Origin of the sequence: Geofilum sp. OHC36d9, from assembly GCF_052400685.1 — a bacterium.
Taxonomy (GTDB): Bacteria; Bacteroidota; Bacteroidia; order Bacteroidales; family Marinilabiliaceae; genus CAZHHH01.
This window is the reverse complement of sequence record NZ_JBQTGJ010000005.1, coordinates 25,625-43,166: the sequence shown is the minus strand read 5'-3', so window position 1 is coordinate 43,166 and position 17,542 is coordinate 25,625. Positions and strand designations below refer to the sequence as shown.

At 42.1% G+C, this 17,542-nt stretch carries 5 protein-coding genes; 3 read left to right on the top strand and 2 right to left on the bottom strand.

Annotated features, from left to right (window positions below; translation table 11 throughout):
• Positions 1 to 30: 30 nt before the first annotated feature.
• A complete protein-coding gene (locus tag ACT3CD_RS07505) occupies positions 31 to 1,293 on the top strand; it encodes an adenylosuccinate synthase (protein WP_444644428.1) in 1,263 nt (420 codons plus the stop codon).
• Between the two features lie 381 nt (positions 1,294 to 1,674).
• Here ACT3CD_RS07505 and ACT3CD_RS07500 read toward each other — a convergent pair whose 3' ends face one another.
• Complete coding sequence (locus tag ACT3CD_RS07500; protein WP_444644426.1) at positions 1,675 to 2,172, bottom strand: signal peptidase I; 498 nt, start codon at positions 2,170 to 2,172, stop codon at positions 1,675 to 1,677.
• Positions 2,173 to 2,956: 784 nt separating this feature from the next.
• Here ACT3CD_RS07500 and ACT3CD_RS07495 point away from each other — a divergent pair.
• Complete coding sequence (locus ACT3CD_RS07495; protein WP_444644424.1) at positions 2,957 to 5,320, top strand: hypothetical protein; 2,364 nt, start codon at positions 2,957 to 2,959, stop codon at positions 5,318 to 5,320.
• Positions 5,321 to 5,544: 224 nt separating this feature from the next.
• On the top strand, positions 5,545 to 16,161 hold the full coding sequence (locus ACT3CD_RS07490) for a glycine-rich domain-containing protein (RefSeq protein ID WP_444644422.1): 10,617 nt from the start codon (positions 5,545 to 5,547) through the stop codon (positions 16,159 to 16,161).
• A 507-nt stretch (positions 16,162 to 16,668) separates the two neighbouring features.
• Here the strand turns inward: ACT3CD_RS07490 and ACT3CD_RS07485 are convergent.
• Complete coding sequence (locus ACT3CD_RS07485; protein ID WP_444644420.1) at positions 16,669 to 17,541, bottom strand: hypothetical protein; 873 nt, start codon at positions 17,539 to 17,541, stop codon at positions 16,669 to 16,671.
• Between the last annotated feature and the right edge of the window lies 1 nt (position 17,542).

Genomic DNA, 17,542 nt, shown 5'->3' with positions numbered 1-17,542 from the left:
GTTTTCTCCATCCTTATTAAAATTTTGATAATGAAAGCAGACGTTTTACTTGGATTGCAGTGGGGTGATGAGGGTAAAGGAAAAGTGGTGGATGTATTAACACCCAAATATGATGTGATAACCCGTTTTCAGGGTGGTCCCAATGCCGGGCATACACTTGAATTTGATAATATCAAACATGTATTACATAATATTCCATCGGGTATTTTCCATGCCGATAAGATGAATGTTATTGGTAATGGTGTGGTGCTCGATCCCATTAGTTTTAAAAAAGAAGTGGATGGCTTGAGAGCCCGTGGGGTTGATCCTACCAAAAATCTTGTCATTTCAAAAAAGGCACATCTGATTTTACCTACACATCGTGTTTTGGATGCGGCATCAGAAGCTTCAAAGGGCGTTACTAAGATTGGGTCTACCCTCAAGGGGATTGGTCCGGCTTATATGGATAAAACAGGGCGCAATGGATTGCGTGTCGGCGATTTGTTGGATAATTTTGACAGCAAATATGAGGCTTTAAAGGCCAAGCATCTGAAATTAATAGAGATGTATGGTTTCGAGTTTAATATTGAAGAGTACGAAGCCGGATTGCAGGAAGGTATTGAAGCCATTAAGCAGTTTCGTTTGGTGGACAGTGAGAATTTGCTTAATAATTATTTGCTACAGGGTAAGAGTATTCTGGCTGAAGGTGCACAGGGTACCATGCTGGATATTGATTTTGGTTCGTTCCCATTTGTCACATCTTCAAATACTGTTTGTGCGGGTGCCTGCACCGGAATGGGTATTGCTCCTACTAAAATTGGCGAAGTCTTTGGTATTTTCAAGGCCTATTGCACGCGCGTTGGGGCCGGTCCGTTTCCGACAGAATTGTTTGATGCGGTGGGTGATAATTTGCGAAAAAATGGCAATGAATTTGGGTCTACAACCGGTCGTCCACGTCGTTGTGGATGGCTTGACCTTGTAGCGCTGAAATACAGTGTAATGATTAATGGCGTTACCCGTCTTATTATGATGAAGAGTGATGTGCTGAGTGATCAGGATGTGATAAAAGTGGCTACCGCATATAAAATTAATGGCAAAGAGGTTACCGATTTTCCATACGAATTGACCGATGGGCTGGAGCCGGTCTATACCGAACTTCCAGGATGGAAGTGTGATCTTACCGGTGTTAAATCAGAAAATGATTTCCCGGAAGCATTGGTTCAATATATTAAATATTTGGAGGAGGCATTGAATGTACCTATTACAATTGTTTCTGTGGGACCCGACAGAGAACAGACGATTGTTAGAGCCTAATAAGAAATGTTGCTTTGTAAGCAAGTGATCAGTGACAAGCGGTGTGAAGTTTTTCTTCGTGCCGCTTGTTTTTTTGTGTTGTAAAGGCAGCGCTAGGTGGGATTGAGAAGCTGCTGCCTGTGCTATTGTCCCTTTGACAACGGGCTTTTTATCCATTAAATCATTTGTTATTAAGATCGGAAGGTTGTTTGGACTGGTTGTTTGGGTCGGGGGGGAAGCCAACCGATCTGTTTCATATGATTATATTTTGTTTTTTAAGGTCATCTGGAACTCGCCTAGCTTAATCATCCTCCTGTGTGTGAAACAATTCCCATGGCTCGTTTCATATGATTATAATTTGTCTCTTAGTTGCCATATGGAACTCGCCTGGTTTAATTATCCCTATGTGTGTGAAATAATTCCTATGGCTCGTTTCATCGCACGACGAATAACCAGTGCAATTCGTCCCATCAACCAAAAAAGTGGCGCAGTATAGGGTTGCAGTGTGGCCAAATATTTCCCGGTTCTTCCCAATGCCCAATTTGACCAAAAAAAATGTTTTGGTGATACCATTATAACAATTCCTTTAATCTGGTGGAGAGAGAGAGGCTTGTCGTTTCGAAGGTTGGCATCGCCACGGGTTATGTAAGTATTGTTTTGTGGATTTATTTTAATCAGCCGATGCGCTACCCAGTTGTCTTCACCCTGAAAAACAATGACCTGACCTACTCGCAGTCTGTTTTTATTTAAAGGCTGTACCGTAATGCCATCGCCCGGAATTAACCAGGGTAACATACTCAGTCCCCTGATTCTGACTTTGGCACTTTGACCGTCCTTCAGCAATGATGCCAGCCATTGCAGGTAGCTCTCTTTGTTTAGATGTGGTGTGTTGCTCTTCATTCATTGTTGTTTGATGGGTAATATTACCATTTTTTTAGTAATTGGAGTCTGTCGGTAAAGCCCAACTTTTGTGTTACGCTTGCTTTCAAAATGGTTATTTATACCAGAAAACTCAAATTCTCAGGGCTGCGCATACCTTAACTTTAAATTTTCTATCTTAAATGCCTCGTTTTATGACTTGATTTCATTAGGGTTGTTCAAATTTTAATGGAGAAAGTTGACTGTTAATATAGAAAGCGATTATTTTTTTATTTTGTGTGGTTGTTATGAATTGATAATTAGTGGTTTAATTTATTTTTATTTGAGTTGTTATTTAGAATGCATATTTAACAAAGTTTAACGCTTTAAGGTTGACATTCGGGAGATGAATGAAAAAGAATTTTTGTTTTTATGTTAGTTTTCTGTCGAATTTTATTTATGTCTATTTGATTGTTTTATAGTGGTTTGTTGTGTGATATTTGGTTTTTGCTTTCGGTGTTTAATATTTAAAAATCATACTGTTAACTTGTATTTTTTGTCTTGTATTAAAACTACCTGTTAATCTGTTTGTTTCTATTCTATACAGGGCACGGGTTTTCGTATGTGCATCTTTGTTTTTATTGATTTTTTGTAACTTACAGTATTTAATAACGTAGAAAATCCAAAATGAAACAGTAAATTTGTCTGCTACGATAAATTGAGTTTATATTATTTTTAAGCGATGTGCTTAATTTGAATGTATCATTGAGTTTTGTAGATAGTTTATGTGGTGTTGTGATGTGTTGTTGATATTAATAATTAAGCTATGAATAAATTTTACCTGAGGTTGGTTTTAATCCCTTTGATGCTTTTAAGTATTTCTGCTAATGGATTGGCAGATTATTTGTCAAAGGCCAGTGTAGTAGGGGATTATGAGGATGTTTCGGTTTGGCAGGAGAAAAAGCAGGGGAAAACATACGTTACTCATGCGCCGTCTACAGACGGTGTCGTTGATGAAAATTTAGTCATTAGCGAAGGTGCTGTGATTACGCGTAATGGTTCTTTTACACCGGTAAGTGTAGAGGTTTCCGGCTATTTCAAGGTTTTGGGAAATTATGAAAATAATTTATGGGGAGGCTTCACCGTTAAGAGTGGTGGCACTCTTGAAATATTCGGCGATTTGACCGGGTCGGCTGGTATTACGGTAAATGATGGCGGTATATTGATTGTTCATGGTAATCTCACCTCCACGGGCTCTAGTGTTCAGGTTAAGGGAACTATTATAGTTACCGGCGATTATAGCTCTTCGTCTAATACCAATATTAAACTGGATGGTGATCTGATTGTAGGGGGCAATTTTGCACATGCTGGAGGGGGCATGAATAGTTCTTCTGATAATTTATATATTCTGAATCCGGATGCCGAAATTGATGATCCGGGATGGGGGGATATTTCAAAAGGTGATTATGGTCTTTTAGACGATTTTATTGATAATGAGCCGGATTTGATTGACCTAGTGGAGAGTGTCGGGATTTCTGTCAGACCAGATAATGATGCTTTATACACCTGGAATGGTAGTTCAGATACGGATTGGAGCAATGCCGGTAACTGGAGCCAAAATACTTTACCTGCAGATAATTCTGATGTTACAATAAAGGCCTCTGGCAATAATCCGGTGATAAGTGCCGATTTGGGTGAGGAGATTCTTGCTTCTGTTACCATCAATTCGGGAGCTGTTCTTACGTTGGAACCCGGCGCTGAGCTTACCGTAAGTGGAGACGTTACAATTACAGATAACGGCGGTTTAGTTTTGCAAAGTAATACCGAAGAGAATGGCTTGGCTTCTTTTATTGCCAATGGCACTATAACGGGACAGGCTAAAGTTGAACTGACAATACCGACGGATCAATGGTACTATTTAGCCAGCCCCATGACAAATCCTGATTTTACTTATTTTGATGCTACAAATCCGGAAGCATCCGTTTATTTATACAGAAATCAGTGGGTTAAATATTCCGCCAGCGAAACCAATCCCACAATTGAAAATCTTGAAGGTGCTTTGGTTAAATACAGTTCAGCGCTAGGCGACGATAATGTTTTTAGTTATACCGGAGAGCTTAATAATAGCGCAGTTACCAGAGAGTACACTTCGTCCGGTTATAATTTGTTCGCGAATCCTTATGGCAGTTTTCTTAATTGGGAGGATTCATCGTGGGAGAGACCTGATATTAGCGGTACGTTATGGTATCGGACACGCGTTGATGCTGAGATGACATTCATTACTTATAACAGATATTCGCCCGAAGGAGCTAAAGTGGCTCTTTATCCCGGTGATACTGACATGGAAGCCAATATGGCACTGATACCACCTTATCAAAGTCTTTGGATTTATGCTAATGACGCAACATCGCTTACTATAGATCCTTCGCTTCAGACGCATGGCCTTGAAGGTGCCATGTTAAAGAGTGCTTCGGTACATCCTGACTCCACTGATATTATTCGTATTGTATCAAGCAACGGGATTGGTCGCGATGGGGCTGTTGTTTACTTTTCGGATAATGCGGTAGAAGGAAGTGATGCGGGTGATGCGCGTAAATATTTTAACGGGTCTAAAAATATTCCCGAAATATTTTTTCAAACGGATGGGCGTTCCTTGTCAATTAATGGGTTGCCATATTTTGACGGGGATTATGAACTTCCCATAAGTGTTCGTAACCGGGTTGCCGATGATGTTACGCTGACATTTGATTTATCGAAGTTTAATGAACATATGGAGGTGTACTTGTTGGATAATATTACAGAAACTGAAATAGATTTACATGAACAAACCGCTTATACCTATACCCCTTCGGTAATAGGAGATAGTAACGATCGTTTTGTGTTGTCTTTTAAGGTGTCAGAATCGTCTGTTCAGGAAGTCGCGACTTCGGTTGCTGAAGTTAAAGAGGAAACCGATGTGCCCGGGATTAATATTGTAGGGGTAAAAGGACGTGCCATCGTTAGTATTGATCGGGAGTTGTTGTTAGATGGCTTCGGGCGTATAGAAGTGTATTCTTCATTGGGCGAGAAGCTGAGCGAGTCGGAAGCACGTACCAATAAAACATTTCTGGTATTACCCGATCAAGCCGGGGTTTATGTGGTGGTGGTTTCTGCCAGTGGGCAACGGGAAGTGAAGAAGTTATTGAAATAGTGAAGGGTGATAAAAGCGGCTTTGGCCGCTTTTGTCGGTTTTGGGTAAGATCATCGTTGCTATTTTTTGGACTACGAGGGAAGACGTGTTGGCCAACGATGATTTTTGTCCTTTTAACAGTTGCTTCGTTTAGAAATTAGCTGTCATTATTAACCTAAAAGAATATATTTTTTGTAATCGTTTAATTTTTAACGATTGAGAGTTTGCTATTAAAACGAATGAATATGAATAACCTTTATCTGAATCTACTGCGCAAGTCTGCTAATGGAACCAGACTTTCTGATTTATTGTTAATGCCCTTTAGACTCATTGCAGTCGTTACCTTTATGTGGTTGTTGGGCAGTTCCTCTTTTGCTCAGACAGATGAGGTGGTCACTAAAAGTTCGTCCGGAAATTTTACCGTACCCGACGGTGTTACGACTATTACTGTTGAAGTATGGGGCGCCGGCGGTGGTGGTGGCGGATCTTCATATAACAGGTATGGCGGTTCCGGTGGCGGTGGCGGTGGTTACACCAAAGGGATTCTGACCGTGACTCCGGGCGCAACAATAAACTATACAGTAGGGGATGGAGGTAGTGCCGGCGCGCGTAATGGTAGAGATGGCGGTGATGGCGGTTTTTCAGTTTTTGGATCATTGACAGCTACTGGTGGTGGCGGTGGTGGCGGAAATAGAGGAACTGCCGGTGTTGGCGGTAGCGGTTCTGGTGGCAATATAAATAATAGCGGTGATTCTGGCGACACAGGTGGTAACTGGAGTGGCGTCGGAGGTGCTGGCGCTAACGGTGGCGCGGGCGGTGCATCTATTCGCAACAATGAAGGTGAAGACGGTAGTGTCCCCGGCGGTGGAGGTAGCGGAGGTGAAGCTACCAATAGGAATTCCTATGCCGGTGGAGCCGGAGGTGATGGTCAAATTGTTATAACATATACACCCGGTTACCGGGCTGAGATATCAGGCGTGGATGTTGGTTCAACCATTTGGGAGGTTGGTGAAAGCCGGTCTGTTACAATGACGGTGACCAATACAGGTCAGGCGACCTGGAATACAGGTGATGTGCAAGTGATTGCCAGCTGGAACGACGGGACTCAATTTTCAGCCGATGCCGGTGGCCTTGTTCAGGATGCATCTGCAACATACCTATTTTCAGTTACGGCGCCTTCTGTTCAAAGCACAGAGAATATTACCTTTTCAATTGTTCGAAATGGAATGATAGTCGCGGAGATAACATCCGAGCAGTTAAATGTTGTTCCTTCAATAACTCGTTATTATTCCTATAAATCAGGTGATTGGAACGAACCTACCACATGGACGCATGACCCCAGCGGTACAACACAGGTGTGCGAAACCGTGCCCAACGAATATGCTGAAGTTTATGTGCTGGCAGGACGTACGGTCACTTTACCAGGTGATGTAGGTGTGTCCAATTTAAATATTTCCATTGCCGATGGTGGTGTTCTAGACATGAGTACACATCAGTTTTCATCCGGATTGCTTTATTTACGAGGTCAGGGAACTTTACGGCTTGCTTCACTCTTTTTCCCGTCAGCCACAACCAATACTTTTGTAGATGAAAGTGGTGGTACCACCGAATATTACAATAATGCCAATTTTGAATGGGGCACCTCTTCCCAGGGCACCTATTGCAATTTGGTGTTAAATGCTTCGGGGGTCACTGCCTCGCAGATGCGTAATATTACCATTAATGGTAATCTGGTGTTGAAGAACGGTACTTTTAGTATCGGTAATAGCAGTTCAACGGTTTTGCGAAGTCTGATTGTAAAAGGTGATTTACAGGTTTATGCCGGTGCTCAACTGAAGGTGGGTGCGGGTAGTACCAGTACTGATGATTTGAGCGGCTCTGTAATTGGATCATATCCTGATTATTATATTAATAACTCGCACCGGGTTGAGCTTTATGGTGATTTTACCAATAACGGCACGGTTCGCTTTACCAATCAAACGATGCCGGATTACAACAGTTTCCCTGATGAGGGATTTGCAACGGTATTTTTTAGAGGGGCTAGTGATAACACTCTCTATTGTAACGGCACGACTGATTTCTATAATTTGGTGCTTGATAAAGGTTCTGATCAGACGTTTAAATTGACCGTTAATTCGACGACTTACAGTCATTTCAGACTGTTTGGACGTACTGACCAGGGTGGAGAAGATGGGGGAACTGATCCGTCACTCAAAAAGGCATTATGGATTAAGACGGGTACTTTGTCATTGGAAGGTTTGACTGTTATTCCTTCACTCACAGAGGGGAATTCAGGCGGTAATCCCAATAGTGATTATTTTATCCCGGCCAATGGTGCTTTGGAGCTCAATGGGCCTGAGGTTATTGTGTTATCAACGGCCGATAGTTATCAGGAGATTAATGCAGCCTACGGAGTTTCGGCTACCAGTAACAACGATGTGGGATTGGCACCAAGTGGAGGCGCACAATCTTTTTCTATCTATGGTAAGTTGGTTATTAACGACGGCTATCTGTCAACGCGCGAATCCGGTGGTATTATTACCTGGGATGTTGCTTCCGGTCAGTTGGAAATAAACGGCGGGTATCTGGATACCAAACAGATACGTGCCGCAGGTGGCTCTGAAGGGAAATTTAGTTATCAACAAGCAGGCGGAACCGTGGCTTTACGTGGGCGTTATCAACGTACGCCGTCAGCGTATACCTCGGTATCCGATTTGAGAGCCAATACGGTGGCTACGATTAATACGGCCATTAATAGTACAGTATTGGATGGAAGTAAGGCTACTTTTAATGTCAATTCTGCAACCAATGTCTTTATAATGTCCGGCGGTACCATTCAGATTTATGATGTGTCGGGCGATAATGGATATGCGGTTGATATATATGCCGGCGTCAATAATATTAATGTGACAGGCGGAACCATTGAATTTTTGCCGTTGACAGGGAGTACTGATTTTATTATACGCAGCAATGCACCTTTTGGAAATATGGTTTTGAACCGGTCGGCAGGTACTTCCACACTTACGTTAGGATCCGGTTATCCTTTAACAATCTTGAAAAATATAACACTGACCAAAGGAATCTTCTCCGCTAATAGCGAAGATGTTACTGTAGGTGGAAATTTCACGGTTAGTGCAGATGCAACTTATAACTCAGGAACCAATACAACGACATTTAATGGTTCCGGAAACCAGTTGTTTACGGTTAATGGCATCATTAATAATGGTGCTGCCGGGCTAAATAATCTGACGGTGACTAAATCAGGCGGTTATTTAAAGATGGCCGGCAGCAACGCACTGACGGTACTAGGGGATTTCGATCTCGCTAAAGGTGCTTTTAACGACGGTGGGCTGGTTTTATCCGTGGCCGGGAATGTGGTTAACTCAGGTATTCACACTGGAGACGGCTCTATATTGTTAAATGGATCCTCAGCTCAAACCATCAGTGGTGATGGTGATGGTATTTTTCAGAATCTGACACTTATCAATACCAATAGCGACGATGCCCCCGTATCTTTGGCTGCCAATACCACTGTTAACGGAGTATTGACCTTTGGTAGTGATAAACATCTGAATATTGGAATCTATAATTTAAAGATGGGGGCTGATGCCTCGTTTAACAGTGCCGATGCTTCCAGCTATGTGCGTACTGCCGGTACGGCTGGCGATGGTGGTATTACAATGACCTATGATGCCGTTGAATCGAAAGTCTTCCCGGTAGGTGTTGCCGATTATACGCCGGCGACCCTGGGTTTTTCTTCGGCTCCCGATACTTATGGGACTGTTACGGTGGTTCCGGTTAATTATGAACATACGGTAACTTCAACCAAAGGCATCTCATTGAGCTATTTTTGGCGCGTTAAATCTGAGGGTATTACAGGTTTTTCCGGAAAAGTAACGCATAGCTTTGAATACAACCAAAGTAATGTGGCCGGTACAGAGAGTAATTATGTACCTGCCGTTTACGATGCTACTAATTACACATGGAGCTACGGTTCAACGGCCAATGTTGACGCAACTAATAATGTGATAGCAGATTGGACAAGTCCTACTCAAAGTTCGGATTTTCTAAATGGCGATTATACCGCCGGTGCATCTGGCGCTTTTGGTACCCCGACTATTTTTTACAGCAGGCAAACTGGCCTATGGGGTGATAGAGATACCTGGTCAACCACAGGGCATGATGGCTCCAGGGCCTCGAGTGTTCCTGGCGAGGGCGATGTCGTTATTATTGGAGATGGAGATACGGTTTCTTTGGATAGAACAGAGAGAAATACATGGTGGGGAGATGATTGGAATACGAAAGATGAGGATGTCCGAAATTGTGCCAGCTTGCAAATTGAAGCAGGTGGAGTTTTAGATGTAAAGTATAGTCCTTCCAGTAATTTTGGTATGGTGCTGTCGCATCCCAATGGAAATGGTTTATTAAGGGTGAGCACCCAGTATAGTTCTGGTGGTATCTTTGAGTTTCCAAATGGTGATTTTTCGGAGTTTAATACTCAGTTGGGAACGACTGAGTTATATACCATTAATGAAGTTGCCGGAACGACCTATTGGTTACCCAGTGATGTTGACAATTATGGAAATCTTACGATTTCGCCTGCAGGGGGCGCAAATATTATTTTTGGTAATACTGACTTAACCATCTATGGCAATTTGGTAACCCATGGTAGTAGTTCCGAATCCTGGTTTTTGCCAACGTGGAATTCAAATTATCCAGAAGCACCTTATGCCCGTAAAGCTAAGACAATTGCCATTAATGGTAATTTGGATATACAGGGTGGCGCATTGATTTTTTATGGGAATTATAATTTTGCCCAGAATTTTGTGATTGATGGTGATCTAATTGTCGGGGAAAGCTCCGGAATCATGGTGTACAGTAATGCTTATAGTCAAAGTATTAAAATCGGGGGGGATTTAATTAATAATGCATCGTTTGGTGGAGGCGAAAATGCTTACCGGGGATGTAATTTTACTGATATCCCGTTGACTTTTTTCGGTGATGACAATGCTTTAGTTACCAATGAGTCGGGTTCACCTTCTACCATTTTCGACGAGGTGACAGTTAATAAAGGTTCTTCACAGGCAACCACATTAACCATTGATATTGAAGGTGATCTGGAGACCCCTGTTAATGACTGGTTGACACTGGAAAATGGAACACTTAAATATGAGCGTAATAATCCCAATTCAGATTTCAGTATTACCACAAGTAGTACGTTTACCATTCCGCCAACGGCAGGATTATGGATTGATTATGTTAAAGGAAGTAACAACAAGCGTGTGCTTTTGGCAAATGGGAATTCAAACACCAATGATGTGTATTTAAATGGTAAGCTGACCGTTGTTAATGGAGATGTTTATGTGGGACCTGTTTCTGCACCGAATTATAATAACGATATAGAGTATTCCGGCGGAGGTGCTTCAGCCATTGATGTTCGTGGTGGTCAGTTGGTTATTAATGGTCAGATTCGCCGTAACGTTTCTACCAATAGTGGTATTTTAAGTTATACTCAAAGTGGAGGTGAAGTTATCATTAATGGCCGTAACGCCAATACTACCAATGCCAAGTTGGAAGTGCTTAATACCGGAAGTAAGTTTAATATGTCGGGAGGTACGTTAACACTCATTCGTGGTGGGGGCGGCGATGCTTATGGCGATTTGTATTTGCGACCGGCCGCTTCGTCGGTTACCGGGGGTGGTATTATTTTTGCCAATGAAGAAAGTGGCTATGCCGCAACTTATCTGCTCGATGCTAACGTTCCTCTTAACAATATTACGGTGACCGGTTATGAGGCAAGTGACCTTGATGCGACCGTTGAATTATTGGTAAGTCCGTTGACTTTGAATGGTGATTTGATTCTGTCAAATGTCAACAGTATTTTCGACGCCAACAGCAATTTTAATATCAATCTGACCATTAATGGTGATTTTGAAAATAACGGATCTTACAATCATTATGAAAATCTCACCACTTTTGGTGGTGGCACACAGGAATTGAGAGGCTCTTCGTCTACTTCCTTTTACGATTTGAAGATGAGTTCTGTCACTTCATTGACTTTTAACAAGGATGTGACTGTTTATAATGATATGGAGTTGGCTTCGGGCGCGGGTTCGTTGCTGCTGGATGCCAATACAGTTACCTTAAATGGCGATTTGATTAATAAAGCCACTTTTGTCAGTCAGGATGCAGCTGGTGGTGTGATGTTGTCGGGAGGCAGTGAGGAACACCAGATCTCAGGTACGGGAACATTTGATCGTTTGGAATTAAATGATTTGTATGGGGCCCGATTGCTCAATCAGATTTCAATGAATAGAAATCTGGTTCTTACTTCCGGCGTTTTTAATATTAATAAATATTTATTGTCGCTGGGTCAAAATGCCATCATTGAAGGAAGCAATTTTAGCTCATCAAAGATGATTTCTTCCGATGGTGTCTATAGTAATGTTGGAATTCGTAAGTTGTTTCCTAAAATAACCTCCGCTACTTCGTTTACATTTCCAATGGGGCTGGGTAGCAAATATACACCGGCTGTATTAAATATTAATAATAATGGAACGGCCGGATATATACGGGTAAACACGATTAATTCCAAACATCCGTCGGCGATGAGTCCTTATCGGGTGCTTAATTATTATTGGGAAGTTGAGAATACCGGAATTTCAGGTTTTTCCGGTGAACTGTATTTCCACTATAGTCAGGATGATGTCATGCAGGACAATAGTGATGAGGGGAATTATGTAGCAGCCCGATTACTAACGCCTTCCACCAGTTGGTCAAAGGCATCGGCCGGTGCTGGCACTGATAATGTGGATGAAGCTAATAATGTTATTTCTTTCAGCGGATTGAGTGATGTTAATGGCGAATATACGGCTGGTCTTGATGAGGATATTCCGGATGAAGTTCCTACTTATGAGGCGAATGTTACCGGGGATTGGAACGATGCGTCTATTTGGACGCCCGTGGGAACGGCTCCTGATTGTCCCGATGGAGGTCCAAATGGAGCGGTTGTTATTATCAATTCAGAGGTTTCGGTTACAGAGAATTATCGATTTGCCTATAAAACGATTATTAACTCAAAACTGATCATTGATAAAGATACTTATGGTCATAACCTGGGCCTGGTTGAAGGCTCCGGAACCTTGTATATGGAGGATGCGCTGATGCCAGCCGGGCGTTATACTGCGTTTTTTGATTGTAGTGGTGATGCGACATTGGAGTTGGGAGGTAATTCTGATTATAATATTGTGGCTGATTTGTTTACAGCTATTCCTAATTTAAAAATTTCGGGTAGCGGGTCGCGTATTTTACCAAATGTTGATCTTACTGTTTGTCATAGTTTGGTGATTGACGGCGCAACCCTCGATAATAGTGTTAACAATAAAAAGCTGAATATAAAGGGTACATTCGAGCGGTATAACGGCGGTCGATTTATCGCAGGCAGCGGTAGTAACGCAACGGTGAGTTTTGCTGGTGATGCTGCACAAACGGTTGGTGGAGCGACGGGCAATTTTGACGGTGACAATGCTTTTTATAATCTAGAAATAGCCAATGCCAGTGGACTTACGCTTAATGGAGCGACCGATGTTTCAGGTAAGCTCATGCTGACCAATGGTTTGATTCATACCGAATCTGACGCGCCTTTAACTGTTACAAATACTTCTTCAAATAGTGTTTCTCCAGCCGGAGGTACGGCCACTTCTTATGTTGATGGACCTATGATTAAGCGTATTAGTCAGGGTAGTTCCTTTAATTTCCCGGTAGGTGACGAATCTGCATTGGGCAATAAATTGACATTAACAGCTTCTCAAACCGGAACGGTTGACTGGACCGTTACCTATTTTTCACCCAATGACACGTATGCGCAGTATGCTTCTCCATTGACTTATGTCAATTCCAAAGAATACTGGGATATTTCTGCGACTTCCGGTAATGCTGCTGTGGTTAATATAGACTGGGATGACGTTAGTGATATAACGCCACTGATTACGGTTAGTGGAACTGATGATATGCGGGTGGCTAGTTATAATGCCACATCGTCACAATGGAATGAAGTGGCATCGTCCGCCTCGGGAACCGATTATGACGGTACCGTAAGTAGTGCTTCACGTATTGAAATTCCGGTCTCAGGTAGCATTAGTGTTACCACAGCCACTGTTAATACGGTTAAACCAAAGGCTAAATTTACGCCTACAGGTGATCTTTGTGGTGAAACTTCTGGCATACCTGTTACATTTACTTCGTCCGATCCCATTGGTTTTGATTATGTCTTAACCTATTCGATAGATGGCGTAGAGCAAGCTCCGGTGACAGTCTCTGCTGTTCCATATGTTTTGCCAACTGATCAGGCGGGCGATTATCAATTAATCAGTTTCTCGTATAACACCGGAGCGGCTACAGGAGCCGTAGATAAGTCAGTTGTAACTGTTTATGCTACGCCTACAGCAGCTATTGCCGGAGCAGATATCTCCTTATGTGGTGATAATGAGGCTACGCTGGCTGCCAACAGCGCTGTGGTTGGGACGGGTTTATGGACTATTATCTCAGGTGATGGTGGTACTGTGATCAACCCGACTTCTGCTGACAGCGAGTTTAGAGGTGTTAATGGCAATGCTTATGTGTTACGCTGGACCATTAGTAACGGAGCTTGTAAGTCCTGGGATGATGTATCAGTGGTATTCCCATTGCTTGCAGCACAACCGGGTGAATTTATAACTTTCGATTCTGAGGTTTGTGGCGGTTCTGAAGATGTATCCTACGTGGTACCTTTGGATGCAACAGTTAACTATATTTGGAGTTACTCCGGATCGGGTGTTACTGTCAACGACACAGATAACAGCGCTTTGTTAACTTTTGAGAATGATGCAACCGGTGGTACCCTTAGTGTAACAGCCGAGAATAGCTGTAACACAAGTGCGGCACGCGAACTGGAGATTACTGTTAATCCTGTTTCATCTGTAACGTTGACGTCTGACGATGATGATAATGTTTTTTGTGTCAATAATCAGGCAACGTTTACGGCTCAAACTAGCGAAGGAAGTTGGTCTTCATTCGATTTTCAAATGGATGGCAGCTCTGTACAGGATGGTTCTTTCACCTCTGTGGCTATGCAGAATCTTTTAGATAACCAGAAGATTGTGGTCGTTGGTCAAACCGATAAGGGCTGCAAAGTTGTAAGTAATGAGATAACAGTGACTGTTAATGCCGTTCCCGGGTTGTGGATTGGTAATGCAGACTCCGATTGGTCAAATAGTGAAAATTGGTGTAGTGATGTGGTGCCGGCCAGTGGTTCAGATGTTACTATCGCCTCTGAAATGAAGCATCCGGCTGTTATTTCAACATCTTATGATTTTAATGATCTTACCATTAACGCCGGTGGTTTATTGACTTTAACATTAGGTTCTAAGGTAAATGTAAATGGCGATTTAACCATTAAGGCTGAAGGTGGTTTAGTTCTGGAAAATACAACAGGAGCTGATGGATTGGCTTCATTGATAACCAATGGTTCGGTTACGGGTAAGGCAAAGGTTAGATTGACTTTGCCAACCAATCAATGGTATTATTTGGCTAGCCCCATGAAAAATGCCACTTTTGCTGACTTTGGTGCAGAATATGAAGGGGCTAAAGTTTATTTGGAAAGAGGTGGATGGATAAAATACGATGCTTCTGCAACAAATCCTACCATCGAAAATGTCGAAGGGGCCTTGGTTAAATATACAAATTCGGAATCTGAACGTACTATTGAGTACACCGGCACCTTGAATTCGGAAGAGGTGGCTCGTACTTTAGATGTGAAAAAGTATTATCTGTTTGGGAATCCCTATCCCGCTTCGTTAAACTGGCAGGATGAAAGCTGGGCCCGACCGAATATTCAAGGTACTTTGTGGTATCGTACCCGGGTGAATGAGGAAATGGCCTTTGTTACCTATAACCGTTTCGCGCCTGAATATGCCAGGGCTGCTTTATATCCCGATGATGTTAGCATGTTTAATGAAGAGGAGTTGGCTTTGATACCACCTTATCAGAGTGCGTGGATTTACGTCGAGGGAACGACTTCCGTTAATTTTGTGGTTTCGCCTAGTCAACGATCTCATGGATTGTCTGGTTCATTATTAAAAAGTAGTAGCGTTAATAAGAGCAGCTCTTCCTCTGATGTGGATGTGTTGCGTATCGTTTCAGCTAATACCAGCAGTAGAGACGGAGCTGTGGTTTACTTTTCAGATGAGGCGACAGTGGGTTCGGATGCGGGTGATTCACCTAAATATTTTAACAGTTCTACCAAAATACCGGAGGTTTATACCACTTCTGAGGGTCTAAATTTTGCTATTAATGGGCTGCCTAAGTTTGAAGGTCCTTATGATTTACCTTTGGTTGTGCGTAATCGAGTCGCTGGGGAGGTAACACTCACATTTGAATTGTCGAAATATTATACGGATGACGTGATTGAGTTAAAGGATAATTTATTGGATAAAACAGTGAATCTTCGTGAGACCAATGAGTATACTTATACGCCGGTTACTTTGGGCACCAATAGCGATCGTTTTACAGTCCGATTTAATGCACCGCCAACAGAGGGGAATGATGACGATGTTACAACAGGAATTGAAGATTTATTAGGGGAGTCTGACGTTGCCGGAATTAATATTGTAGGTGTTAATGGTCGTGCCATTGTTAGCATCGACAGAAAGCTTTTGACCAATGGTCCCGGCTCAATTGAAGTATATACAGTTAGTGGATCTAAAGTCAGTGAATTTAAAGCGAATACCAACAAGACATTTATCGTTTTACCGGAAAATTCGGGTGTCTATTTGGTCGTTGTTAAGGCAAATGGTTTGATCGAATCGAAGAAGTTGGTTCGATGAAACGACCATTATAACTGGTTGATTGGTTAAGTTTATAGGCGGGGAAGTCTGAATTTGTAGTGTAATTCAGTTCTTTCCTGCCTTTTTATTGTAGGATGCGTTTGAATAGAATTTCGATCTTGTTTGTCTGAAAACTTCGGAGACAGATGAAACGAGCCTTTCACAAAGGGGGATGATTATTCCGGCGAGTTTCATGTGACCTTAACAACCAAATTATAAACATATGAAACAGAACTATGAGTAAGATTGTTGCCAACAAAGAAAGATGGCTATTTTGGTGAGTTTTTTATGTTTATAGGAAACAAATTATATGCACTTGTCATGTGAGGCATTTAAAGCTTGAAAAATGCGAGTTAATTATGCCTGTCCAGAAACTAATTCGTTGACTTTAGACAAACCCTAATTAGATTTTGAAGTGAGTATACAAAAAACATTCACCTGGCAGATGTAAACAAAGAGAAATTAGGAGCTATGTCAAATTGACCATTCGGACACATTTTGATCTGTTTATAATGCCGACAGCATTTCGACTACGCTTTTGTCGGGTTTAAAGCCCAGGGTATAAACAGGAACTTGACGCGTGATATCGAGTATCAGGTCCAGGTGGTCAGATGTCATTTGTTTATCGTAGAAATGTTGGATGCAGTTACTCATAACTCTCATGGCAGCAGAGATACCTTCAATTTTTTCTAATTCATTATTTGGAGATTGTCGGATGAGAAAGATCTCATTGACCGCTGCTATTTTGGGTTTATCGGCATACCACGCCATGGGCGTATTGAACATATACCATTTCCCCTCAATTTTTTGGAGCCATAACCGATCGTCGTTTACAACTGAAGCACCATAATTTTTCCATAACCCTGCCATTGTGGATTTGCCGGTGCCTGACACAGCGGTAAAGATCCGACCGAATGTGTTGAGTTCGACGCCAGACGCATGTATCAAGATGCCACCTGTCAGATGAGCCATATATACATATATTAACGACCCTAACGGGTGAGACAATGGATCGATGACCAATGGCTTTGATTTTATTATTGGCTCAAAATAGAGGTTTATTTCGCTTGTTTTCGGATTTATTATTGCGGTTGCCTCTTTAACTATTTCGTGTTGCTGAAATAGTATTTGAATCGCAATTATTTCCTTCTTTTTTAAGATGAACCAGTCATATGGTATTTGCACATCATCGAAAGACTGTCCGGAAAAAACAAGGTTATAACCTTCTAATAAGTTGGCCGGTTGTAAGGATGCGATTCCTTTTAGATTAATCGAAGGGAGAATAATTGGTGTTATGAAATATTTTCCAACGAAAGGTTTCAATTGGATAGCTTTACCAGCCTTTATTTCCAAACTGCATGCCGCGATGTAATATTTCATA

What these genes read in the sequence shown, in the direction of transcription:
- ACT3CD_RS07490 (WP_444644422.1), top strand. Translation starts at nt 5,545, where the DNA reads ATGAATAACCTTTATCTGAATCTACTGCGCAAGTCTGCTAATGGAACC.
- ACT3CD_RS07505 (WP_444644428.1), top strand. Translation starts at nt 31, where the DNA reads ATGAAAGCAGACGTTTTACTTGGATTGCAGTGGGGTGATGAGGGTAAA.
- ACT3CD_RS07500 (WP_444644426.1), bottom strand. Translation starts at nt 2,172, where the DNA reads ATGAAGAGCAACACACCACATCTAAACAAAGAGAGCTACCTGCAATGG.
- ACT3CD_RS07495 (WP_444644424.1), top strand. Translation starts at nt 2,957, where the DNA reads ATGAATAAATTTTACCTGAGGTTGGTTTTAATCCCTTTGATGCTTTTA.
- ACT3CD_RS07485 (WP_444644420.1), bottom strand. Translation starts at nt 17,541, where the DNA reads ATGAAATATTACATCGCGGCATGCAGTTTGGAAATAAAGGCTGGTAAA.